General features: G+C 60.6%; 14 protein-coding genes. 8 read left to right on the top strand and 6 right to left on the bottom strand.

The window, feature by feature from the left end; genetic code table 11:
- Positions 1–14: 14 nt before the first annotated feature.
- The 7 genes from J4D99_RS18215 (at position 15) to ppk1 (ending at position 11982) form a co-directional block, all read left to right on the top strand.
- A complete protein-coding gene (locus J4D99_RS18215) occupies positions 15–1946 on the top strand; it encodes a glycoside hydrolase family 97 protein (protein WP_208133172.1) in 1932 nt (643 codons plus the stop codon).
- Between the two features lie 82 nt (positions 1947–2028).
- A complete protein-coding gene (locus J4D99_RS18210; protein WP_208133171.1) occupies positions 2029–3336 on the top strand; it encodes a family 8 glycosyl hydrolase in 1308 nt (435 codons plus the stop codon).
- A 30-nt stretch (positions 3337–3366) separates the two neighbouring features.
- Positions 3367–4959, top strand: coding sequence for a glycoside hydrolase family 43 protein (locus J4D99_RS18205; protein ID WP_208133170.1), 1593 nt, complete (start codon positions 3367–3369; stop codon positions 4957–4959).
- Between the two features lie 51 nt (positions 4960–5010).
- Positions 5011–6357, top strand: a complete 1347-nt coding sequence (locus J4D99_RS18200) for a family 43 glycosylhydrolase (RefSeq protein WP_208133169.1) — start codon at positions 5011–5013, stop codon at positions 6355–6357.
- A 107-nt stretch (positions 6358–6464) separates the two neighbouring features.
- On the top strand, positions 6465–8396 hold the full coding sequence (locus J4D99_RS18195; RefSeq protein ID WP_208133168.1) for an alpha/beta hydrolase-fold protein: 1932 nt from the start codon (positions 6465–6467) through the stop codon (positions 8394–8396).
- Positions 8397–8458: 62 nt separating this feature from the next.
- Positions 8459–9415 (top strand): glycoside hydrolase family 43 protein, encoded by a 957-nt coding sequence (locus tag J4D99_RS18190; protein ID WP_208133167.1) that lies wholly within the window; start codon positions 8459–8461, stop codon positions 9413–9415.
- A 239-nt stretch (positions 9416–9654) separates the two neighbouring features.
- Complete coding sequence (ppk1, locus tag J4D99_RS18185) at positions 9655–11982, top strand: polyphosphate kinase 1 (protein ID WP_236018734.1); 2328 nt, start codon at positions 9655–9657, stop codon at positions 11980–11982.
- Between the two features lie 176 nt (positions 11983–12158).
- Here ppk1 and J4D99_RS18180 read toward each other — a convergent pair whose 3' ends face one another.
- The 5 genes from J4D99_RS18180 to J4D99_RS18160 all read right to left on the bottom strand — a co-directional run bounded on the left by J4D99_RS18180 (position 12159) and on the right by J4D99_RS18160 (position 20512).
- Positions 12159–13136, bottom strand: a complete 978-nt coding sequence (locus J4D99_RS18180) for a Ppx/GppA phosphatase family protein (protein ID WP_208133166.1) — start codon at positions 13134–13136, stop codon at positions 12159–12161.
- A gap of 703 nt (positions 13137–13839) precedes the next feature.
- Positions 13840–15129, bottom strand: coding sequence for a BamA/TamA family outer membrane protein (locus J4D99_RS18175; RefSeq protein ID WP_208133165.1), 1290 nt, complete (start codon positions 15127–15129; stop codon positions 13840–13842).
- Positions 15130–15321: 192 nt separating this feature from the next.
- The gene (locus J4D99_RS18170; RefSeq protein WP_208133164.1) at positions 15322–19074 is read right to left on the bottom strand and encodes a hypothetical protein; all 3753 of its coding nucleotides are present in this window, start codon (positions 19072–19074) and stop codon (positions 15322–15324) included.
- Positions 19075–19176: 102 nt separating this feature from the next.
- Positions 19177–19644 carry a hypothetical protein gene (locus J4D99_RS18165; RefSeq protein ID WP_208133163.1) on the bottom strand — a complete coding sequence of 156 codons (468 nt, stop codon included), beginning with the start codon at positions 19642–19644 and terminating at the stop codon, positions 19177–19179.
- Between the two features lie 106 nt (positions 19645–19750).
- Positions 19751–20512, bottom strand: coding sequence for a glycosyltransferase family 2 protein (locus J4D99_RS18160; RefSeq protein WP_208133162.1), 762 nt, complete (start codon positions 20510–20512; stop codon positions 19751–19753).
- A 321-nt stretch (positions 20513–20833) separates the two neighbouring features.
- Between J4D99_RS18160 and J4D99_RS18155 the strand changes: the two genes are divergently transcribed.
- On the top strand, positions 20834–21739 hold the full coding sequence (locus J4D99_RS18155) for a prohibitin family protein (protein ID WP_208133161.1): 906 nt from the start codon (positions 20834–20836) through the stop codon (positions 21737–21739).
- Positions 21740–21973: 234 nt separating this feature from the next.
- On the opposite strand, the gene J4D99_RS18150 is transcribed toward J4D99_RS18155, so the two are convergent.
- On the bottom strand, positions 21974–23749 hold the full coding sequence (locus J4D99_RS18150) for an ABC transporter ATP-binding protein (RefSeq protein WP_208133160.1): 1776 nt from the start codon (positions 23747–23749) through the stop codon (positions 21974–21976).
- Positions 23750–23803: the final 54 nt, after the last annotated feature.

Here is a 23803-nt window from a genome sequence, read left to right as displayed (position 1 = left end):
TCTATCCTCCTTCTATGCGCTTATTCCCACTCCTTTGCCTGCTGGCGCTACCCCTCGCCGCGGCTCAGGCAGCCCAGCAGCCCATCCGCATCAGCAGCCCCGACGGGGCTGTGCTGGTGACGGTAGACGTAACTGCCCAGGGGCAGCCCACCTACGCCGTGCGCTACCGCCAAGCTGAGCTGCTACGGCCCTCGCACCTAGGGCTGCGCCTCGCCAACGCCGACCTCACGCAGGGCCTCAAACTGACGAAGGCCGACAAGCAAACCGCCGTGGCCGACGACTACCAACTGGTCACCGACAAGCGTGCCAACTGTCGCTACCGGGCCAACCGGCGCGTGCTGCACTTTGCGGGGGCGGCCGGGGCGCCGCAGCTCAGCGTGGTGTTTCAGGTGTCGAACGATGGGGTAGCGTTTCAGTATGTACTGGAAGGTTCTAGCCAAGAGGTGCAGCACATTACGGCGGAGAGCACCACGTTTCACCTGCCGGCCGGGGCCAAGGGCTGGCTGCACCCGCACGCCAAGGCCCAGACTGGGTTTGCCAACACGCAGCCCTCGTACGAGGAGAATTACCAGCGTGGCATCGCAGCGGGCACGCCGTCTACCATCGGGCAGGGGTGGTCGTTTCCGGCCTTGTTCCAAACCAACGGGCACTGGGTGCTGCTGACCGAGGCGGGCATGGGTCGCAATTACGCCGGCACCCACCTAGCCCACGAGTCGCCCGATGCCGAGTACGCGGTGGCCTTCCCGCAGCCGCCCGAAAAAACCACACCCGATGCGGCTCTGCTGCCCGAAAGCCGCCTGCCGTGGCGCACGCCCTGGCGCGTGGTGGTGGTAGGCAACTCGCTGGCGCCCATCGTAGAATCGACGCTAACGACCGACTTGAGCGCCCCCGCTAAAACACCTTTGCTTACGGAGGCGCCCGGCAAATCGTCGTGGTCGTGGGTGCTGATGGGCGACCAGAACACCACCTACGACGTGCAGCGCCGCTTTATCGACTACGCCGCTAGCCTGGGTTGGCATTATTGCCTGGTCGATGCGCTCTGGGACAAGCAGATAGGCTACGATAAAACGCAGGAGCTAGCCCAGTATGCGCGCTCCAAAAATGTGGGCCTGCTGGTATGGTACAACTCGAATGGCCACTGGAACCAGGCCCCGCAAACGCCTACCAACGTACTTTTTGAGCCCGAAAGCCGGCGCAAGGAGTTTGCCCGCATCAAGCAGATGGGGGTGGCCGGGGTGAAAATCGACTTCTTCGGGGGCGACGGGCAGTCGTTTATGAACTACTACCAGGACATCCTGACGGATGCTACCCAGGTGGGCCTGCTGGTGAATTTTCACGGCGCTACCCTGCCTAGGGGCTGGAACCGCACCTACCCCAACCTGATGACGATGGAAGCCGTGAAGGGCTTCGAGTTCCTGACCTTCGACCAGCGCAACACCGACCAGGAGCCCACCCACTGCGCCACGCTGCCCTTCACCCGCAACGCGGTGGGCCCGATGGACTTCACGCCCATGGCCTTTTCGGAGATTCGGGGCAAGGAGCGTCGCACGTCCAATGCCTTCGAACTGGCATTGTCGGTGCTGTTTCAGTCGGGCATTCAGCACTACGCCGAGGTGCCCGAGGGCATGGCCGCGCAGCCGGCCTACGTGCAAGACTTTGTGAAAAAGCTACCCCCGCGCTGGGCCGATGTGAAGCTGGTGGATGGCTTCCCCGGCGAGTACGCGGTGCTGGCCCGGCAGGCGCCCGGCGGCGCGTGGTACGTGGCCGGCATCAACGCCACCGACGCGCCCAAAACCATTCAGGTTGACCTCGGCAAACTGGGCCTAAAGAGCGGCACGCTCATCACCGACGGGGACACCAACCGCAGCTTCAGCACGCGGGCCGTGGCGGGCAACACCGTCAGCGTGACGCTGCCCGCGCGGGGCGGCTTCGTGGTGCAGCCCTAGGTCCTCCCAGAAATTCTCCTTATCCCCTTACAGAGCGGGAAACCCGTGCGAAATGCTGCCCCTCTACCCTTTTCTCTACTCTATGAATGCCCGCTTTTCTTTCTTCCACCGCAGCCGGGTTGGCCTGCTGCTACTTGGCCTACAATGCGCTGGCCTAGGTAGCGCGGCCGCCCAGCGCGCGCCTAAACCCAAACCGGCGCCCACTACGCAAAAAGGCGCTTTTTACACCGGCAAGTACCCGAACTTGCTATGCGAGGCAGGCTACAGCCAAGCCGCCATCGACCAGAAGGTAACGCAGGCCTACCACGACGTATTTGAAGGACCCAATAAGGTGTACTTCGAGGTGGGCGACTCGATGGCCTACGTGTCGGACGTGAAAAACCACGATGCCCGCACCGAAGGCATGTCGTACGGGATGATGGTGGCCGTGCAGCTCAACAAAAAAGAGGTGTTTGACCGCCTCTGGCGCTGGTCGAAGAAGAACTTGCAGCACCAAAGCGGGCCGCTGGAAGGCTACTTCGCCTGGAGTTTTAGCACCACCACGATGAAGCTCAATTCGGAGGGGCCCGCTTCGGATGGGGAGCTGTATTTCGTTACGAGCCTGCTGTTTGCGGCCAACCGTTGGGGTAATGCCACCGGCATCAATTATTACAAGGAGGCTCGCCGCATCCTGGATGCCTCGTGGAAAAAAGACGGTACTGGCGGCGTGCGTAACCTGTTCAACACCGAGCACAAGCAGATAACCTTCGTGCCAGCGGGCGACGGCTACAACTGGACCGACCCATCGTACCACATGCCGGCTTTTTTGGAGGTGTGGGCCACCTACGCCAAGGACGGGCACGAGGAGTTTTACCGGACCTGCGCCGATACGTCGCGGGCGTTTTTGCACCGGGCGTGCGCCGCGCCCACCGGCCTCAATTACGACTACACCGAGTTTAGCGGCAAGCCCCACGCCACCAAGTGGGCGCCGCCGGCGTTTCGCTACGATTCGTGGCGGGTGCCCATGAACATTGCCATGGACTACGTGTGGTTTGGCAAAGACAAAGCCTGGCAAGAACAGTATGCGCGGCGGTTTCAGGGCTTTTTGCGCGGCAAAGGCCTGAACACGTTCGAAGACCAATTTAACGTGGATGGCTCGCGGCCCGAGTTTATTCTGCCCGCCGGCGACGTCAAGAAGCTGCGGCATTCGCTGGGGCTGGTGGCTACCAGCGGGGCGGCCTCGCTCATGCACCAAGACCAGAACCTCGCCTTCGTGCACGCGCTCTGGAACGCCAAGCTGGCGCCCTACGAGGATGGCTACTTCGACCCCTACTACGACGGCCTGCTGTACCTGTTCAGCCTAATGCACTTGAGCGGCAAGTGCCAGGCTATCAAGCCCGCGCAACCCTAATCTCCCCCTTGCACTGGTTGTTCCTTATCTATGAAGTATTTACTAAAGCAGAGCGTCTTACTTGCCGGTCTGGCCCTTGTCTCTGCCGTTTCTTCGCCGCTACTGGCGCAGGTGAAGCAGGCGCAAAACCCCATCATTTTCGCCGACGTGCCGGACTTGTCGATGATTCGGGTGGGGGATACCTACTACATGAGCAGCACGACCATGCACATGAGTCCGGGCGTGCCCATCATGAAGTCTAAGGACCTAGTGAACTGGCACTTGGTCAGCTACGCCTCCGACACCCTAGGCAACCAGGACGAGCTGGCGCTCCGCAACGGCAAGAGCACCTACGGCCGCGGGTCGTGGGCGAGCAGCTTGCGGTTTCACCAGGGCACGTACTACGTTTCGACGTTCGCCCAGACGACGGGTAAAACCTACATTTATTCCACCAAAAACATCGAGAAGGGGCCCTGGAAAGCCGTGTCCTTCAAGCCGAGCTACCACGACCATTCCTTGTTTTTCGACGATGATGGCCGCGTGTACCTAGTGTTTGGCACCGGCAAGCTGCGGCTGATAGAGCTGACGGCCGACGCCTCCGGCGTGAAGCCCGGCGCCACCGAGCAGGTGATTATCGAAAACGCCAGCGCCCCGGCCGGCCCGAATATCAACCTGCAAGCCGAAGGCTCACAGCTGTTTAAAATCAAAGGCAAGTACTACCTCCTCAATATCACCTGGCCCAAGGAGGGCATGCGCACGGTGGTAATACACCGGGCCGATAAAATCACGGGGCCCTACGAAGGCCGGCTGGGGCTACAAGACCTAGGCGTGGCGCAGGGCGGCCTCATCGACACGCCCGATGGGCGGTGGTTTTCTTACCTGTTCCGCGACTACGGGGCCGTGGGCCGCATCCCGTACCTCGTGCCCGTGACCTGGACCGACGGCTGGCCGGTGCTCGGCAACCCGGCCGGTAAGGTGCCGACCACGCTGGCCCTACCCCCCAGCAAAGGCTTGATTCCGGGCCTAGTGGCGTCGGATGAGTTTGCCCGGCGCAAGGATGAGCCCGCCTTGCCGCTGGTGTGGCAGTGGAACCACAATCCCGAAAACTCCCTGTGGTCGCTCACCAACCGTCCCGGCTACCTGCGCCTGAAAACGGACCGCGTGGACACCACGTTCGTGCTGGCGCGCAACACCCTGACCCAGCGCACCATCGGCCCGACCTGCGCCGGCACCACGGCCCTGGATGTATCGCATCTGAAAGACGGTGATTTTGCGGGCCTAGCCCTTTTGCAAAAGCGGTACGGCCTGGTAGGGGTAGACTTCCGCAACGGCGCCAAATCCATCGTCATGGTGAGCGCCCAGTCGGAGAGGCCCGTGGAAATACAGCGCCTGCCGCTGACCCAATCGACCGTCTATTTCAAGGCGGAATGTGACTTCACGGAGCGCAAAGACGTGGCGACTTTCTTCTACAGCCTCGATGGCAAAACGTGGAAAGCCATCGGCACCCCACTCAAGATGGCGTACACGCTGCCGCATTTTATGGGCTACCGGTTTGGGCTGTTCAACTACGCCACCAAGAACCCCGGTGGCTACGCCGATTTCGATTATTTCCGCATTACGGACAAGACCACTGGGGCCAAATAAGCACCCGACAGCCCTTTTCCACTTCCAAACCCACCCGAAACTCCTACCTCGATGCTGAATCGTAGACTGCCTTATATCCTGGGCGCGTTGGCCTGCCTGTGCGGGGGCGCTGCGCAGGCGCAGAACCCCATCGTTACCAATCAATTCACGGCCGACCCAACGGCGCGGGCATTTAATGGCCGGGTGTACGTGTATCCGTCGCACGACATTCGGGCTACGCCTGGGCACGGGCGGGCCGGCTGGTTTGTGATGGAGGACTACCACGTGTTTTCCTCGGCCAACCTCACGGAGTGGACCGACCACGGCGTGATTGTGACCCAAAACAAAGTGCCGTGGGTGAAGCCCGACAGCTACAGCATGTGGGCGCCCGACTGTATGTTCCGCAACGGCAAGTATTACTTCTACTTCCCGACTACTCCCCGCGATACGACCATCAGCAAGGGCTTTACGGTGGGGGTAGCCGTGTCCGACAAGCCCACCGGCCCGTTTGTGCCGCAGCCACTGCCCATCAAGGGGGTGCGCGGCATCGACCCCAACGTGTTTATCGACAAGGATGGGCAGGCGTACCTATACTGGTCGCAGGGCAATATCTACGGCGCCAAGCTGAAGGAGAACATGCTGGAGCTAGCCTCCGAGCCCAAGACGCTGGGCGAGCTGCCCACGAAAGGGTTGAAGGAAGGCCCTTATCTGTTTGAGCGCAACGGCACCTACTATCTGACCTATCCGCACGTCGAGAACAAGACCGAGCGCCTCGAATATGCCACCAGCACCAGCCCCCTAGGGCTATTCACGGTGAAGGGCGTGATTATGGACGAGTCGCCGACGGGCTGCTGGACCAATCACCATTCCCTGCTGGAGTTTAAGAACCAGTGGTACCTGTTCTACCACCACAACGACCTGTCGCCGGCCTTCGACAAAAACCGCTCGGTTCGCATCGACAGCTTGTTCTTCAAGCCCGACGGCTCCATTCAGAAAGTGATACCAACCCTGCGCGGCGTGGGCCTCACCGATGCCAAGCAGAAAATCCAGCTCGACCGCTACAGCCGCCTGAGTAGCAGCGGCGCGAACATCGCCTTCCTGGATACCGCCAACAAGTTTCAGGGCTGGAAAACCGTGTTCGCCAACAACCAAGGTTGGGTGCAATACAACGGGGTAGCCTTCGGCAAACAGGCCCTCAAGACCGTGACGCTCCGCACGATGGCCGCCGCCGGCGCCACGGTGCAGCTGCGAGCCGATGGCGCCACCGGCCCGGTGCTCGCCCAAGTAACCGTGCCCAAAGGCAGCCAGTGGCAGGAGATAAAAGCGCCCTTGTCGGCCTTCAAGCCCGGCACGCACACGCTAGTCGTTTCGTCCAAAACGAACACACCCGTGGAGATTGACTGGGTCAAGTTCGAGTAGGCCGCGAATAAGCTAGTAGTCCGTCATTCTGAGCTTGTCGAAGCATGACGGTTAGTTTTTCGATTTCCCCACCCGCTACCTAGGCCGCTAGGCCTTCTTTTCGAGTTATGAGAAACATATTTCCCGTTGTACTAGGCGTGTTCCTGCTAAGTGCAAGCAGCGCTTTTGCCCAAAAAATAGCGCCGATGGAAGCGCCCAAGGGCTTCGACCAGCCCGTCGCGGGCAATGCCACCGGCCGCCTCGACAGCATCAGCTACCCCTCCAAAACGGTGGGCACGGTGCGCAAGGCGCTGGTGTACACGCCGCCGGGCTATTCTAAAAAGAAGAAATACCCGGTGCTGTATTTGCTGCACGGCATTGGTGGCGACGAAAAGGAATGGCTGAAAGGCGGGCATCCGCAGGTGATTCTGGATAACCTGTACGCGGCCGGCAAGCTCAAGCCCATGCTGGTGGTGATGCCCAACGGCCGGGCCATGAAAGACGACCGGCCCATCGGCAATATCTACGGACCCGATAAAGTGGCCGCGTTTGCCAACTTCGAAAAAGACCTGCTGACCAACCTCATTCCCTACGTCGAGAAGCACTACCCGGCCCTCACCACCCGCGAGAACCGGGCCATTGCCGGCCTGTCGATGGGCGGCGGCCAGTCGCTGGATTTTGGCTTGGGCAACCTCGATAAATTTGCCTGGGTAGGGGGCTTCTCGTCGGCCCCAAACACCAAGATGCCCGAGCAGCTGGTGCCCGACCCCGCCAAAGCCAAGAAGCTGCTCAAGCTGCTCTGGATTTCGTGCGGCGACGCCGACGGCCTGCTGCCCATCAGCCAGCGCACCCACGACTACCTCTACGAGCACAACGTGCCGCACGTGTACTACCTCGAAGCCGGTGGGCACGACTTTAAGGTCTGGAAAAACGGGCTGTACATGTTCTCGCAGTTCTTGTTCAAGCCCGTCGATGTGGCGTCCCTACCCACCTACACGGTGCTAGGCGCGCAGGCCACTACCAACGTGCGCAACGCCAAATACCCGCAGATTTTGCCCGACAACCGCGCCGTATTTCACCTCAAAGCCCCCGGCGTGCAGAAAGCGCAGTTGGACCTAGGCCGCAAATACGACATGGTGAAAGACAGCAGCGGCACCTGGACCGTGACCACTGACACGCTGAGCCGGGGCCTGCACTACTACTCGCTGCTGCTCGACGGCCTGCCCATCGCCGACCCCGCCAGCGACACCTTCTACGGCATGGGGCGCATGGCCAGCGGCATCGAGATTCCGGGCCGCGGCACCAGCTTCTACGCCCAGCGCGACGTGCCCCACGGCGAAATACGTGAGCGGAAGTTCTTCTCCAAAGTTACCAATTCGTGGCGCCGGTTTTTCGTGTACACCCCGGCTGGCTACGACGCCAATACCTCCGCCAAGTACCCGGTGCTGTACCTGCTGCACGGCGGCGGCGAAGACGAAACCGGCTGGGCCAAGCAAGGCAAAACCGACGTAATTCTGGACAACTTAATTGCCGACAAAAAGGCCAAACCCATGCTCATCGTGATGATGGATGGCAACATGGGTGGCCCCGGCGGCCTAGCCGGCTTCGGCGAGCCGACCCTGAAGCGTTTCGAAGATGAGCTAAAGCAAACCGTGATGCCCGTGGTGGAAAGCAACTACCGGGTAGCCCCCGGCGCGCAGAACCGGGCGCTGGCGGGCTTGTCGCTAGGGGGCCTGCAAACGCTCTACGCCGGCATCAAGAACACCGACATGTTCCAGTACCTAGGGGTGTTCAGCTCGGGCTTTTTTGCCAACAACGCGGCCTTGTCTGACCCACAGTATGCCTTCATGAAGGCTAATGCCAGCACCATCAACACCAACCTCAAGCAGCTGTGGCTCTCGATGGGCGGCCCCGAAGACATTGCCTACGCCAACAACAAGGTGATGCGGGCCAAGATGGACGAACTCGGCATCAAGTACGCCTATAGCGAGTACCCCGGCGGCCACACCTGGCCCGTCTGGCGCCACGACTTGTACCTGTTCGCGCAGAAGCTGTTTTAGGCCCGATAGGGGTAAGGTTAGGGCCTAGCGACGACAGCTTGCAATAGTCTCATGCTTAATTTATGAAAACCAGATTTATAGTTGCCCTATTGGCCCTCGGATTCTACCTGCCTTCGCAGGCGCAGAACCCCATTATCCGCGCCGTATTTACGGCCGACCCGGCACCGCTGGTGTACCGCGACACGCTGTTTCTCTACACCGGCCACGATACGGCCTCGGTGAAGGAAACCAACTATAAAATGCCCGACTGGCGCATCTATTCCACCACCGACATGGTGCACTGGAAGGACTACGGCGTGCGGCTCTCGCCCCGCACCTTTGCCTGGGCTACTGGCGATGCCTACGCCGCGCAGTGCGTGTACCGCAACGGCAAATTCTACTGGTTTGTGGCCACGTTTCACAAGAAAGACGAGAATAGCCAGGGCGGCTCGGCCATCGGCGTGGCCGTGTCGGACCGGCCCACGGGGCCGTTCAAGGATGCCATCGGCAAGGCGCTTATCGTCAATGAAATGACCAAGGACCTGCCGCACTCCTGGGACGACATCGACCCCACCGTGTTCATCGACGATGACAAGCAAGCCTATATGTACTGGGGCAACGGCAGCTGCAAGTGGGTCAAGCTCAAGGACAATATGACCGAGCTAACTAGCCCCATCACCACCTTCAAGCCCAAGAACTACATCGAGGGGCCCTGGCTCTACAAACGCAAAAAGCTCTACTACCTGGTGTACGCCAGCGCCGGCACCAAGCCCGAGATGATAGAATACTGCACGGCCCCCACCGCCACCGGCCCCTGGACATACCGCGGCATTATCCAGGAGAATGTGCCCAACAGCTTCACAACGCACCCGGGTATCATCGACTACAAGGGCAAGAGCTACTTCTTTTACCACAACGGCACCCTGCCCACGGGCGGCAGCTACCGCCGCTCCATCTGCGTCGATGAGATGCACTACAACGCCGACGGCACCATCCAGCCCATCGTGCAGACTACGAAGGGGGTGGCCCCGGTGAAGTAGCATTGGTGGGGCTAGCCTCAACCGGGCCCTAGCCTTGTCGTGCAAAAATGCGTAAGCCAAAAAACGTCTTTTTCGGCCGGTTATGCGTTATTCTTTTGTAAAAGCTAGCTAGCCTGCCGGGCGCGCGCCGTTATTTTGCTTATTCGGCCGCGGTCTGGCCGGGTTCAGGAGCCAGTTCGCCTAAGGCGAGGTGTTTTTGAATCCGATAAATCCGCTTAAATCCGATACCCCCGTGCCTTATGAAGCTATTTAAGTCCGCCGACCTTATCCGCAAGAGCAAATACATCAGCCGTGATTTGAGCTGGCTGCGCTTTAATTACCGGGTGCTCGACCAAGCCAAAGACCCTAGCCGCTCGCTGTTTGATAAGCTGCGCTTTTTGAGCATTACCAGCTCGAACCTCGATGAGTTCTTTATGATTCGGGTAGGCTCGCTCTATAATTACCTCGACTATGGTAAGGAGCGCGTCGATTACTCGGGCTTGCGCGAATTGCCGTTTCGGCGCAAGCTGCTTGACTTTGCGCATCGCTTCGTCAACGACCAGTCGCTCACGTATTTAAATGAGCTCAAGCCGCAGTTCGAGAAGAACGGCTTCAGCATAAAGCGGGTGAGTGAGCTGACTGAGATTGAGCTGAAAAAAGTAGAAGGGTACTTCAAAAACACCGTTTTTCCGCTGCTCACGCCGATGGTCTACGACTCGTACCACGGCTTCCCGCTTATTATCAACCAAGTGCTCACGTTTGGAGTGGTGACGCGGGAGGGTGGGGACAGCAATACCGTGCCGCTGCCCACGGCGCCCGACGTGGAAAAGGGGCAGGAGCGCCTCACCTTCGTGCAGATTCCGCAAAACCTGACGCGCTTTTTCGAAATCACGCGCAAAGACCGGGTGGTGTTTGTGCCCATCGAGGAGATTGTGCGCGCCAACCTGCCCAAGCTTTTCCGCAACGTCGATATTTTGTCGGCCGACCTGTTTCGCATCACCCGCAACGGCGACTTTACGCTGGAAGAATCGGAGGACATCGACAGCAACTTTATCAAGGAAATCCAGACCGGCCTCAAAACGCGCAAGCGCGGCCGGGTGGTGCGCGTGGAGGTGGAGCCCGACGCCTCGCCCTACCTGATGAATATCTTGCGCGAGCGCTGGAATATTGACAACGGCAATATCTTCGTTATTCCCATTCTGCTTGATTTAAAGGGGCTTAACCAGATATTGCGCTACCCGAGCTTCCGGGGCAAAGGCGCCAAGCTGCCGGCCCCGGTGCAGCCGCAGAGCCTGCCCGAGGGCGCCGAGGAGAACATGTTTGAGTACCTCAAGCACCACGATGTGCTGCTGCACCACCCCTACAACAGCATCGAAACGGTGGTGCGCCTGCTGGAGCGCGCCGCCGAAGACCCGCAGGTGCTGGGTATCAAGCAGACAATTTACCGCCTGGCCGAAGACTCGCGTGTGACGGCCGCGCTGCTCAAAGCCGCCGAAAACGGCAAGCACGTATCGGTGCTGTTTGAGGTGAAAGCGCGCTTTGATGAAGAGCGTAACATTCGGGAGGGCGCGCGGCTCGAAAAAGCCGGCTGTTTCGTCATCTACGGCGTGGGTAAGTATAAGACCCACACCAAGATGCTGATGATTATCCGCAAGGAAGGGGAGAAGGTGACGCGCTACGTGCACATCGGCTCAGGCAACTACAACGAGCAAACCTCGCGCCTGTACACCGACCTGAGCATGCTCACCACCAACGACACGTATGGCCACGACGTGTCGGAGTTCTTCAACGTAATCACCGGCCACTCGCAGCCCGACGACTACGAGTACCTCATCACGGCCCCGCGCGACATGCGCCAGCAGCTCATTCACCTGGTGCGCGAAGAGGCCAAGAATGCCAAGAAGGGCCTGGCCAGCGGCATCGTGATGAAGATGAACTCCTTGGAGGACCGCGAGCTGATTGACGAGTTTTACAAGGCTAGCAAGGCCGGTGTGCCCATCCGATTCATCGTGCGGGGCATTTGCTGCCTGCGGCCGGGCCGGGCCGGCCTCAGCGAAAACATTGAGGTGAAGAGCATTGTGGGCGAGTACCTGGAGCACGCCCGCCTGTTCTACTTCCACCATGGCGGCGAGGCACGCCTCTACGCGGGCTCGGCCGATGCCATGGTGCGCTCCTTCGACCGTCGCATCGAGGCGCTGTTTTTGATTACCAACCCCCAGCTGCGCCGCGAGGCTATCAACATCTTGCAGCTCAACCTGCTCGATACCCAGAATAGCTACCTCATGCGCGAAGACGGCGCCTACATCTGCCAGCGCCCGGCGCCCGGCGAGCCGGCGGTCAATATTCACCGCGAGTTTTACCGCCGCCCCGACGAAACCCAGCTGGCACAGGCCACGCCCGAGGGCCTGCTAGCCCTGCTGCACGACCAAACTGCCAAGCGCCGCCAGCTAGCCGCCGAGGCCGAAGCAGCCGAAGCCACCTCCGTTGCACCCGAGGTAGAGGAAGGTGCCGACGACTTTGGCCAGGGCGAAGCCCTGATGGAAGTCGAAATAGAACACGAAGCCGATATCGCGACCGATGTTGTCTGAACCACGGATTGGTCGGATTTTTCGGATTAATCGGATTTTGTGGATGAGCTGCGTATAACTAGCCAGCAAAAAGGCCACCCTTACGGGCGGCCTTTTCTCTTTATAAAAGACGAATTAAATCCGTCCACAAAATCCGATTAATCCGAAAAATCCGACCAATCCGTGGTTCAGACAGACTACACCAGAGGCCCATTTTCTACATCGGCCACCGGCAGGATGGCAGGGTGCACGTTGGGGCTTATTTCGTCGAAATACCGCTCGAACAGCGCCTGCAACATACCGTCTTTCAGACCGATATCGGGCACTATCATGCTGCTTACGCCGGCCCAGTCCATGGCCGAGAGGTAGATGTGGCCGGCCGGTACAATCACGTCGGCGCGGTCGGGGTTGAGCATGGCCACGTTTACGCGCTCGCTCATGCTGAGGCCGCTGAGGCGGTCGAGGATGGCCTGCACGCTGCGCTTGGTGACGGGCTTGTTGGGCGCGGCCGGCGACATGCTGTAAATCTTGTTGATGTTGCCGCCCGTGCCGATGGCGCGCGTGACGTGGTAGCGGCGTGCGTTTTCGCGCACCCAGGCTTCCATGCGCTGCCACAGGCCGTTCATTTCTTCCACGGTGCGGCCGCTTTCCTCCTGCTGCATCCGGCGGATGGAGCCGATTTCGAACGATTGCGCGGCCACCTTGCGGCGGTCATGGTAGATGTTGAACTCGGTGCTGCCGCCGCCCACGTCGATGTGCACATAGTGGCGGTTGTCTTCGAGCACGTGCTCGATAACGCGGTTGATGTAGGCAGCTTCGTCCTGGCCGTCGATTACTTGAATCGTGAGGCCCAGCTCGTCTTGCACGCGCTGGGCCACGGCCGCGCCGTTGCGGGCCGTGCGCATGGCCGAGGTGGCACAGATGAGGTGGTGCGACACTTCGTGTACCTCCATCAACAGCTTGAGCGAGTGTAGAAACTTGACGAACTTATCGGCCTTGCGCGGCGCTATTTCGCCGGTGGCAAATACGTCTTCGCCCAGGCGCAGCGGGTAGCGCACGTACTCAACGCGCTTGAGGCGGTAGCGGCCCTGAAAAAACAACACCGCCGAAATCTGGCAGCGCACGGCGTTGGAGCCAATATCGATGGCCGCGAGCTTGGTCAGCTGATACTCCATCGGGCAAAGGTAGGGCGAGCAGCTTACGCTAGGGGCCTAATTTTCGCCGTTAATCAGGTTGACGACCAGGGTTGCCATTACGTCTTTGTTTTCGGGGCGGCTCTCGGCAATGAGCAGCGTAAGGGCTACCAGCGCGTTGTCGGCAATGCGGCGCGAGCCGTCGCGGTGGTAGAGGCCACGTTAGGGTACATATCTTGCCCGCCAAGGCTTTGGTAGATGGTACGCACTGAGCTTTCCAACGACCGGTCTTTCTCGCGCCCAAACTGCACACGCAGCGCATTGAGGGCTGGCATGGCGCTCTCATACGCCGGCTCAAAATTGGCCCGGCAGCTGGCGCCACGATGTCTTTCGCTACGCGCAGGCGCTGGTGGTCGTATTGTTCGAGCACATTAAGGGCGCGGGCCTAGTCACCCAGGGGTAAGCTTTACCGTCGGTGGCAGTTGTCAAAGATTTCTTGACAACTGCTTTTTCAGCTAATTCTTGTTCCTTGAATAAATTGCGAATGTGCAAGCTAACGTTCTGTTTAGTAGCACCAAATAGCTCGCTCGTCTTGGCCACACGGTATTGTAGGCGAGCTGCACCTCGAGTTGAATTTGCCCGCAGGGCGACTGGTAGCGGAGGACGTCGGAAGGCGTGGGCGGCATGGGGCTAGCGAAAAATGAACCAGCAAAATATAGCGCGTCTTCAGCCAAAGCCAGCTGGCTTAAAATACTTCGCCCAGGTTCAGCGAGAGGCCGTGCGAGCCGTCGAAGCCGAAGCCGTAGTCGATAGCCAGGTTGGTGCGCGAAGCTTTGTTGAGGTTGAGGCGCAGGCCACCGCCCACGGACGGCACTACTTTTTCAAAGGTGCCATCCTGCACCCGGCCGTGCATCACGCTCAGCTCGGTGACGCTTTGGGCATTGGCGAAGACCACGCCCCCTAGCAGGTGGTTGCGGGTGATGCCGAAGCGGTACTCGGCCTCGCTATAGACGAGATTCTTGCCCCGAAACCGGCCCTGGATGAAGCCCCGGCCAGTGTTGCCATACATATCCCAGCCAGTGGAGGGCAGGTCGAGAAAAGGCGGGTTGCCATTGAGCGTAAAGGTGTTATACGACCACAAGGCCAGAATATTAGACGAGTAGGGCGAGGGGTGCAGGTAGAGGCGGCCTTCGAGCAGCAGCGTTTGGTAGTTGGTATCGCTGCCGAGCGCCTTGAAATTGGGGCGGTAGATGGCGTTGAAGAAATAGCCACCCTGCGGGTTGATAGCATTGCCCCGGTTGTCGTGCAGCACGCTGATGGTCGGGCCCGACGAAATAGAGCGGTCCGACACGCCGTAGGTGTAGCGCGAAATGCTGGTGACCTCGCGGCGGCTATTGCGGCTCACGATGTCCCAGTGGTCGTCGAGCTGATAGCCGAAGCCCAGGTACCAGGCCGGGGCCACGCGCCGGTAGGCCGTTTGGTAGAGGCGCAGGTACTTGTAGTCCATCGACACCACGCCGCCGGTGGTGCTCGTAAACATCCCCAGGCCGTAAGTGCTTTGCGGATAGCGCATAATGCGCCAGTCGTTCACCAGGTTCCAAGTATTGTTAGGCTGCCAGAGCGACGACGTGACCGTGAAAATGAGCTGCTCGCGGGCCGTGTACTGGGCCGTGCCCACAATGGTCGATACGTTGGCATTGTGGCGCTGAAAGGCCGCATTGAGGGCGAGCTCTACCACGGCACCGGTTTGCTGCGAGTAGCCGACCACGGGCACCAGCAGCAGCATATGACGCCCGTTTTGCAGGCCTAGCGAGTCGTGCGTATGCACGCGGGCCAGCTGGGCAAACAGGTCGTGGGCCACGTCGGCCACGTCGCGCACGGCGGGGCGCGATGCGGGCACAAGTGCCGTGGGCGGCGGGCCAACGGCGGGCTGGTCGAGCGCCGGAGTGGTAAGCGGGGCCGGCAGCGCCGTTTGGGCCAGGCCGCCACGAGCCAGCAAGCACAGCGCCGCTAGCGCGCTCACACGGCACTTCATTGCTTGTGAAAGGGTAAAGTACACGTGAGCCAAATAGTTGCGAAAGTCAGCCGCTCGGCTAAGGTAGCCATAGCAAAGCAATTTCACTAAGACTTTGGGACTCCGCAAAGGTTCAACGGCGCGCGCACAAGTTCCGCAAACTATCGACCAGCGGCTCAGTAGTATCGGCCGGGCCGCTGGTCTTGGCTAGCCTTATTTGTCGATGCGGAAGCCTAGCCCAAACTGCACGAGGCTGTTTTCTTCCGATACCTGGTAGGAGATGGAGAAAGCCAGCGTTTCGACCACCGGGGCAATGTAGAAACCGCCGCCGTAGCCCGTGTGCCAGCCGCCCGGCGAGCCGCCCTTATAGTACACCCGGCCCTGGTCGAAGAAACCAAACACGCCGTAGTAGAAGGGCAGAAAGTGGTTCTTGCTCTGGCCCAGCGCAAAGCGCAATTCGGAATTATAGTACAGGCTGGCGTCGCCCGTAAAGCGGTTGCGGTAGTAGCCACGCAGGTTTTCGGCTAGCCCCAGGCTGGCAAGTTTATAGAACGGAATGGCCCAATCGGGGCCGTAGTTTTTAGCACCACCCCCTTTTAGGGCTAGCGTAATCGGAATGCCAATCCGGGCCGTGCCCAGGTATTCGGCCGAGGCCTGGGTGAGGCCAAAGTTGCGCTTGTCGCCCGTAAGCTGTTGGTACGAGTCGTGGCGCACTACCAGCCGCACCCCGCGTTGGGCAAACACTTTCCGGTTGCGCAGGTCGATGTCGAGCAGCGCATTCAGGCCTAGCAGGCGCTGGTCGGCCGCATTGGCGCGTTGGCCATCTTGCGACGTATTGCGCAACTCATAGCCCAGCTGGCTGTCGAGGGTGTAGTCCGTGTTGTAGTATTCGTAGCTAGGCCCAAAGCGGAACACGCTGCGCTGCCAGAACACGCGTTCCCCAAATGCCTTCACCGTGAAGCCCCGGTAGCGGGCGCGGTAGTACTTCACGTCGTACAAATCCTGGCTAATCTGGGTGTAATTTCCAATGCCGAAGTAGTTGTAAAACGGAAAAAAATTGCCGTAGCTAGCCTCCGCCCCAAGGTCTACTTTACCAATAGCATAGCGGTGCCGGCTGGCCGCCGTGAGCTGAAGCTGCCCGCCCGTGGAGGCCTGCAGGTCGAAGTCGTAGCGGTTTTTGTAGCCCGGCTTGCGGAAGCCCTGGCGCACAAAGCCCACGCCCAGGCTCAGCCCAAAGCCGTCGTTGCGGTTGTAAAACAGGCCGGCCCGCGGCGCGTAGCTGTTAAACTCAAACGCCTCGCGGTCATACTCGTTCACGTAGCGGCTCACGCTGCGGTGGTCGTCGGTTTCGGGGCCGGCCGTGAGGTCGGTGCCAGGCGTGTCATACACCTTGGTGAGCGTGCGCAGCCCGCTAGCCCGCGAATCGTCGCTGATGTTGTCTTTGCCCGCACCGCCAATCACGCGCACCAAAATGCTGTGCGCGCCGCCGTCGCCGGTCACTTGGAAAATGTCCTGGCCATCGAGGCCGTAGAGGTCAATTTCCTGCGTTTCGCCAGGCTCAAACGTGCGGTCGAACAGCGCCGCGCCGCTAGGCTCCTGGGTGTCGCCTTTGCGGTCAAACTCCTGCACGCGTACCCGGCCGCTGGCCAGGCGCTCGACCCGGAAAATCTCGGCCTTATTCGAGCCTACCACGTCGACGCGGCTAGCCAGCAGCAGGTAGTAGCGGTCGATGGCTTTCGGCAATTCCTGAATGCGGGCTTTGAGCTTGCGGTTGATTTCCTGCCCCGAAAGCCCTTGTATCTCAGCCGGCAGCGTGGCCGTGGCCTCGTCTATCACGGCGGGCGTAAGCTGGGTTTGCAGGTACTGGGCGGCATCCTGCCAATCTTTCCGCGTCAGGCTTTGCAGCAGGAAGCGGTCGAGGTGGCGGGCGGGCCAGTTCAGGCTCTTCATGTCGTGAAACTCGTTGCCGAAGTCCTCGATGCTGGGCACGGCCCACTCGCGGTTGGCCAGGTAGGTGAGCAGGCCGTTCCACTTGGTAAAGGCCTGGTCGCGGTCGCGCGGAATGGGGCGGTACACGCTGCCCTGGCCCTTGCCCTGGTCGTAGCCGGCCCATTTCCAGTTGTCTTCGTGCTTGCCAAAGTCGGCCACGAGCATATCGAAGGCGCGGGCACGGGCTAGCGCGGGGGCATCGACGCGGTTGTTGTGGTCTTTATACAGCTTGCGGAAAAAGCTGAACGAGCGCGTCACCTCATCGGCCTTGCCAAAGCCCGCCAGGTTGGGCTTGGGGTCGGTGGGGCGGTCCTCCAGGGTTCCTAGCAGGCCGGCGTAGTCCTGGCGGTAGGGGCCTAGCTGGCTGTTGTCGGGCAGCCGAAACAGGCGCGGCCGGGCGTGCAGGATGTCGGTGTGGTCGAGCAGCGCGCTGATAGGCAGGCCCGAATACGGGTTGGCCGTGGCCGTGATGTCCTTAAGAATATCCGACACGAACGAGCGCTGTAGCTCGGGCGGCAAGATGCCGGTTACGTCCTTATCCACCGAGCGAAACACGTACTCCGAGCTGTCGGCCGCGATGAGCTTGAGCGAGGTGGTCTGGCGTCCGCCGCCGCGGCCGAAGGGCCGCAAGCCGCCCTTTTCGGTGTTCAGGTCCAGGGTTTTGACCTTCACCGGGGCTAGCCACGAGCTGCGGTACAGCGGCCCGATAAAGAAGCGCTTGGTAGCCCCGGCCTTGTACTCGGGGCCGGGCACCACGGTCGTGAACTCCTGAAAGGGAGCCTCAGGCTTGGCTTGCGCCGACCTCTGGTTTTGCTCGGCGGGCGTTTTGGATACGCCGGGGCACTCGGTAATAAAGGAATTGACAGGCACACCGGCGTCGGTGCCGCTGGCGCAGGGCGAGCGAAACAGCGTGCCCGCGTAAGCTTCCTTGGCTGGCTGGCTAGCCTCACCAAAGGTGAAGAAGCGGTTTTTCACCGTGCCATCGGCGTAGTAGTCGAGCACGGCGTAGCCGTCTTTGTTTTTATTGTAGAGCGAGGAGCTGCTAGCCCCCACGTGCTGGCTCTGGGCAAAGCTGCCGGCTACCAGGTGGTAGCTACCCTGAAAGGGCGTGAGCTGCAGCGAGTAGTCGTGCGCGGCGGCGTACACCACGCCGGGGTTGGTACGCAAGGTATTGCTGAGCAGCTCCTTGCGCAGCTCCTGGTAGCCGGGGCTAGCCAGGTCGCGCGGCGAGCCTACGTTTTGGCGGTAGGCGGCGTAAATGGTGCCTAGCACGGGCGGGGCCAGGTGGCGGCTCAGCGGCTCGTGGCCGCCATACACGCCGTTGGTCACCACCGGGTGGTGGCCCACCAGCAGCAGGTTTTTGCCCTTGGTGTCGTCGATAATATCCTGCAGCTGCTCGCGAAACTCCTCTTTGGTCAGCGTTTTGCAGTCGGTATCGGGCGCTTCGGGGCGGTCGTAGGGGTGCGTAAACCAGGGCGTGTTCAGGGCCACGAGGCGTACCAGCGGGGCCACGTCAACCACCTCGGGGCCGGGGCAGCCGTTGGTAGGCACGAAGGCATTCTGGCCGGGCAGCTGCTTCTCAATATACTTCTCTAGCCGGCGCACAGCTTTCAGGCCCTGGCGGCCCGAGTTGGCCCAGTCCTTGTCGCCGGGCACGAAGAAGATTTTGCCTAGCGGCAGGCCTTTTACTAGGTTGATAAAGGCATCGGCGCGGTTTTTTTCCTGCTCCGACAGCGCCGAGTCTTTCTTCGGGGCTAGGCCCTCGTTGCCCACTATATCACCCAGGTGCACCACCGTGAAGGGCTTTTTTTGCTGTTCCAGCACTTGGCGTAGCTGTTGCAGGCGGGCGGTGGGCAAGTTGCCCTGGGCCGTGTTGCCGAGTAAAAAAACCGTGTGGGCTGGCGGAGCAGTTTGGGCGGCGGCCGTAGTGAGGGCCAGCCAGCAGAAAGACAGAACAGCGAGAACAGGTAAGCGCATACATGAAGGAATGATAAAGCGCTTACGCAAAAACGGCTCTCAGGTATACCTAAGAGCCGTTTGGGCTTATTGTCAAGAGGCTGGGCTAGCGGCTTGCGCGGGCTAATCTTGCTCCAGCACCAGCTTTAGGGTGTGCAGGCCGCTCAGCGCGTGGCGCGCGGTAGTCGTAAAGGCCGGCAGGGGCAACTGCTGATGCTTGCGAAGCGTGAGGCTGAGCTGGCAGCCGCGGAGCGTGGCGCCTATGCGCACCTGCGCCTGGCAGCCGCCGCGGCCAGGCACTACCAGCTCATACAGCAGCTCGTCGGGGCTCGTGACGGGGCAGAGGCGCAGCTTGAGCAGCTTGCGCGAGGTGCGCAGCAGCCACTGGCCGAATGGCAGCGGCTGCACCGACTCCAGCGTGGGCATAGTCCAGGGCAGCCACTGCTGGGTATCGGTCATAAAATCGCGCAGCTTGGCTATTGGGCAGGCTATATCCAGCACGTACTCGATGGTGGTTCGGGCCGGTACACCGCCCAGGGCGGTGGCAGAGCTGGCGGGTGGGAGGCAGTGAGAGAAGGGGTTCTGGCGCATAAGTCCTCAAATGTCCTTCGTCCCTTCTTTCGCTGGTTCAGTGCCTCGTTCAACCCAGGCCGCTACCCGATGAACACGGCTAAATTCACTGTCGCCATGGCTCGGGCTAGGCCCCCGGCGCCGCGATACCTAGCGCCTGCAACTGCTTGGCGTACTTATCATAAATGACACGTAGGTCGGCGTTGTGCTTGGCCGCGTCCACGCCCTGGCTCACGTTGGCCGAGTGGAAGCGGTGCAGGTGGCTGTAGTGCGGGCACACCACGGGCAGGTGCCCGGCCAGCAAAAAGCGCACGTACAGGTCCAGGTCTTCGGCCATGGCCAGCTCGGGGTCGTAGCCGCCTACCTGGTCGAGCAGGGCCTTGCTGTAGCACACGTTGCCCTGGATGAAATGCTCGGCCCGAAAAATAGCCGTGAGCATGGCCGTAGGCGAGTCAAACTTCCAGGCGTAGTAATCCTCATTGGGCAGGTAGCGGGCCTGCTCGTCGACGCGCAGGAAATCGGCCACGAACCAGGGCTGGCCGGGGTTGGCTTCAATCTGGGCGGCGTAGTGGTAGAGGGTGCGCTGCAGCAGCAGGTCGTCGTCGTCGAGGGGCACCACCCAGGCGTCGGCGGGCGTGTGCTGGCTCAGCTCGTTGCGCGCAAAGCCGGGGCGCTTGGGGCTAGGGTGGGCCCAGTGGCGCAGGGGCGGGTAGGGCTGGGCGGCAGCCTCGGTGAGCACGGCGGCGGTGCCGTCGTCGGGGCCATTCTGGTATAGCAGGTGCTCAAACGAGAAATCGAGCGGGGCCGAAATGCTGGCTCGCACGCTGGCAATGGTTTCGGGCAGCAGCGCACGCCGCTGGTGGGTGGGGGTAATGACGGTAAAATGCATGACCCCTTCATTCGGCTGAAGCACGCGAAAAGTTGCGGCTAACGCGAATAATCAGCTGTAATGCCTACCTGAAAACGGCGATAAAAGCTGAACGGAAAGGCGCCCCGTACCTTTAATGCAATGGGTAGCCCGAGTGATGCTTGGTTGCGGGCTCCCAGTTTTATTTCAAGCACTTCTGACCACAACAGCACGTCGCGCAGCGCGCAGCGAAGCCTCTCGCTCACTCCGCTAGGGGTACTAAACCCAGCGATGCGGACAAGATGCGTCCCTGTGGTCTGCCTGACGTTCTTTCTTCTGCGCAAATCTTTATTTCTCCCTGCCATGTTGCTCATTTTCTTAGGGTTTATTGTGCTCATCCTTGGCCTGAATGCCAACCGCTACTCCGAAAACCTAGGGCACTGGCGCGGCGGGCTCCTGGCCCTGGGAGGCGGCATGCTGCTGCTAGGGCTGGCTTTTAGCACCATCGTGCAGGTAGGGGTGGGGCAGGTGGGCGTGCAAACGCTGTTTGGCCAGGTGCAGCCCCGGGTGCTGGCGCCAGGCCTGAGCGTGGTAAACCCACTCGTCGACGTGACGCGCTTCGACACCCGCACCCAGAACTACACCATGTCGGCGGTGCGCACCGAGGGGCAGCAGGCCGGCGACGACGCCATTCGGGTGCTCTCGGCCGATGGGCTCGAGGTCGTGATTGACCTCACCGTGCTCTACCACGTGGTGCCCAGCCAGGCACCCAAAATTCTCTCCACTATCGGCGAAGACTACCAGGATAAAATAGTGCGCGCCATTGCCCGCACCCGCATCCGCGACAATGCCGTGTACTACGACGCGGTGGCGCTGTACTCGACGCGGCGCGAGGAGTTTCAGACCCGCATTCTGGCGGCCATCGAAAAGGATTTTCGCACCAACGGCCTGCAGCTCGACCAGCTCCTGATTCGCAACATCCAGCTGCCCGAGTCAGTGAAGCGCAGCATCGAAAGCAAGATTTCGGCCGAGCAGGACGCCCAGAAAATGCAGTTTGTGGTGCAGAAGGAAAAGCAGGAAGCCGAGCGCAAGCGCGTCGAGGCCCAGGGCATTGCCGACTACCAGCGCATTGTGAACACCGAGCTGAGCGACAAGCTCTTGCAGTACGAAAGCATCAAGGCCCAGCAGGCCATTGCCACCTCGCCCAACGCCAAGGTCATCATCATGGGCAAGGGCAACGGCGCGCAGATGCTGATTGGCGATAACTAGCGTGGGGTATTAATTACTAAGTTTAAAATGAACGACAAGCGCAGCATGACGTTCATTTTTAATTGACGGCTTCCTATCCCCGCCGCCTACTCCGCTAGCCCAGCAGCGCCACCTCCGCCGCCGTGAGGCCGTAGAGGGCGGTCACGGCGGCGGAGGTGGCGCTGCTCCAGGGCCTGGGTGTCGGCGGGGGCTTGTTCGAGTGGGCGGGGTCCGCCCACTCGAACGAAACGCTATTTACGCCACCGCCACTTCCTTGCGCTCGCCAATCTGCTGGCGCCACATGGCGTAGTACAGCCCTTTTTGCGCCAGCAGCTCCTCGTGGCGGCCGGCTTCGGCCACCTTGCCGCGCTCGAGCACGAAAATGCGGTCGGCGTGCAAAATCGTGCTCAGGCGGTGGGCAATGAGCACCGTAATGTGCTGGCGCGAGCCCGAGAGCTCGCGCACCGTGCGGCCGATTTCTTCCTCCGTAAGCGAGTCGAGGGCCGAGGTGGCTTCGTCGAACACCAGCAGGGTGGGGTGGCGCAGCAGGGCCCTGGCAATGCTGAGGCGCTGCTTTTCGCCGCCGCTCACCTTCACGCCGCCCTCGCCGAGCACCGTGTCGAGGCCCTTGGGGGCGCGGGCCAGCAGGGTGTCGGCGGCGGCTTGGTGCAAGGCGCGTAGGCACTCCTCGTCGGTGGCTTCGGGGGCCACAAAGCGCAGGTTTTCGCGGATGGTGCCGGCGAAAAGCTGCGTGTCCTGGGTTACGAAGCCAATTTGCTCGCGCAGCACGTCGAGGTCCACATCTTTGCTCGGGATGCCGTTGTATAATATCTCGCCTACCAGCGGGGGGTACAGGCCCACCAGCAGCTTCACGAGCGTGGTTTTGCCCGAGCCGCTAGGCCCCACGAAGGCGATGGTTTCGCCCACCTTCACCTCAAATGAGATATCCGATAGCGCCGGGGCCGGAGCGGTAAGGTGCTTAAACGTAACGTGCTCGAAGCCAAGGCGCTGGATGCGGCCCACGGCCTGCGGGTGAGCTGGCTTCACGTCGCGCGGCGTGTCGAGAATCGTCTGGAAATTGCCCAGCGAAATCTGCGTTTCGCGGTAAGTTCCGATGATGGTACCCAGCTCCTGCAGCGGCCCGAAAATGGAGAACGAGTAGATAAAGAACGAGAAGAACTCACCCAGGCTGATGTGGTTTTGCACCCGCAAGTACAAGAGCATCAAGATGATGATGTTGCGTAATAAATTCACGAACGTGCCCTGAATAAAGGACAGCGAGCGCAGGTAGCGCACCTTGCGCAGCTCCAGCTTCAGGATTTTGGCCGTGATGCCATTCAGTCGCTCGGTTTCCTGCTGAGCTAGCCCCAGGCTTTTGATGAGCTCGATGTTGCGCAGGCTCTCGGTGGTAGAGCCAGCCAGGGCCGTGGTTTCGCCCACAATGGTCTTCTGGATGACCTTGATGCGCTTGCTGAGCGCAAAGCTCAGAATACCCAGCAGCGGAATGGTAAGGAAATAGCCAATGGCAATAGGCCAGTACACCGTGATGGCGTACCACATCACGAAAATGATGCCCACCACGGCCGTAAACAGCACGTTGACAAAGCTTTGAATAAGCTTCTCGACGTCGATGCGCACCTTCTGGAGCTTGCCCAGGGTTTCGCCCGAGCGCTGGTCCTCAAACACTTGGTAGGGCAGGTCGAGCGAGTGGCGCAGGCCGTCGGAGTACATGCGTGCCCCTAGCCGCTGGGTGATGACGTTGACGTAATAATCCTGGAAGTTTTTGGCGATGCGACTCACCATCGCCACGCCCAGCATGGCGCCGATATAGGGAATGGCCTGCCAGAAAAAGGGCCAGAAAGGAACGTTTATCAGGCCGCTCACCGAGCCGGTGCGGGGCACAAAGTGGTCGACCAGCCGCCGAAACAGGTAGGGGTCAAGTAGCGAAAAGACCTGATTGACAGCGGCTAATACCAAGGCCAGCACCAGCAGCGGCCAATAGCGCCGGAGATAAGAATACAGTAGTTGCATAAAAAAAGCGCCGGGCTACCAACCCGGCGATACTAAATACCTAAAGCGCCAATG

Origin of the sequence: Hymenobacter sp. BT559 (assembly GCF_017571525.1) — a bacterium.
In the GTDB taxonomy this organism is placed as follows: domain Bacteria; phylum Bacteroidota; class Bacteroidia; order Cytophagales; family Hymenobacteraceae; genus Hymenobacter; species Hymenobacter ginsengisoli.
The sequence above is the reverse complement of the archived record's forward strand: the minus strand, read 5'-3'. Positions and strand labels throughout refer to the sequence as shown.

Bases quoted from the DNA above. Each gene is read 5' to 3' on its own strand.
- J4D99_RS18215 (WP_208133172.1), top strand. From the start codon at position 15: ATGCGCTTATTCCCACTCCTTTGCCTGCTGGCGCTACCCCTCGCCGCG.
- J4D99_RS18210 (WP_208133171.1), top strand. From the start codon at position 2,029: ATGAATGCCCGCTTTTCTTTCTTCCACCGCAGCCGGGTTGGCCTGCTG.
- J4D99_RS18205 (WP_208133170.1), top strand. From the start codon at position 3,367: ATGAAGTATTTACTAAAGCAGAGCGTCTTACTTGCCGGTCTGGCCCTT.
- J4D99_RS18200 (WP_208133169.1), top strand. From the start codon at position 5,011: ATGCTGAATCGTAGACTGCCTTATATCCTGGGCGCGTTGGCCTGCCTG.
- J4D99_RS18195 (WP_208133168.1), top strand. From the start codon at position 6,465: ATGAGAAACATATTTCCCGTTGTACTAGGCGTGTTCCTGCTAAGTGCA.
- J4D99_RS18190 (WP_208133167.1), top strand. From the start codon at position 8,459: ATGAAAACCAGATTTATAGTTGCCCTATTGGCCCTCGGATTCTACCTG.
- ppk1 (WP_236018734.1), top strand. From the start codon at position 9,655: ATGAAGCTATTTAAGTCCGCCGACCTTATCCGCAAGAGCAAATACATC.
- J4D99_RS18180 (WP_208133166.1), bottom strand. From the start codon at position 13,136: ATGGAGTATCAGCTGACCAAGCTCGCGGCCATCGATATTGGCTCCAAC.
- J4D99_RS18175 (WP_208133165.1), bottom strand. From the start codon at position 15,129: ATGAAGTGCCGTGTGAGCGCGCTAGCGGCGCTGTGCTTGCTGGCTCGT.
- J4D99_RS18170 (WP_208133164.1), bottom strand. From the start codon at position 19,074: ATGCGCTTACCTGTTCTCGCTGTTCTGTCTTTCTGCTGGCTGGCCCTC.
- J4D99_RS18165 (WP_208133163.1), bottom strand. From the start codon at position 19,644: ATGCGCCAGAACCCCTTCTCTCACTGCCTCCCACCCGCCAGCTCTGCC.
- J4D99_RS18160 (WP_208133162.1), bottom strand. From the start codon at position 20,512: ATGCATTTTACCGTCATTACCCCCACCCACCAGCGGCGTGCGCTGCTG.
- J4D99_RS18155 (WP_208133161.1), top strand. From the start codon at position 20,834: ATGTTGCTCATTTTCTTAGGGTTTATTGTGCTCATCCTTGGCCTGAAT.
- J4D99_RS18150 (WP_208133160.1), bottom strand. From the start codon at position 23,749: ATGCAACTACTGTATTCTTATCTCCGGCGCTATTGGCCGCTGCTGGTG.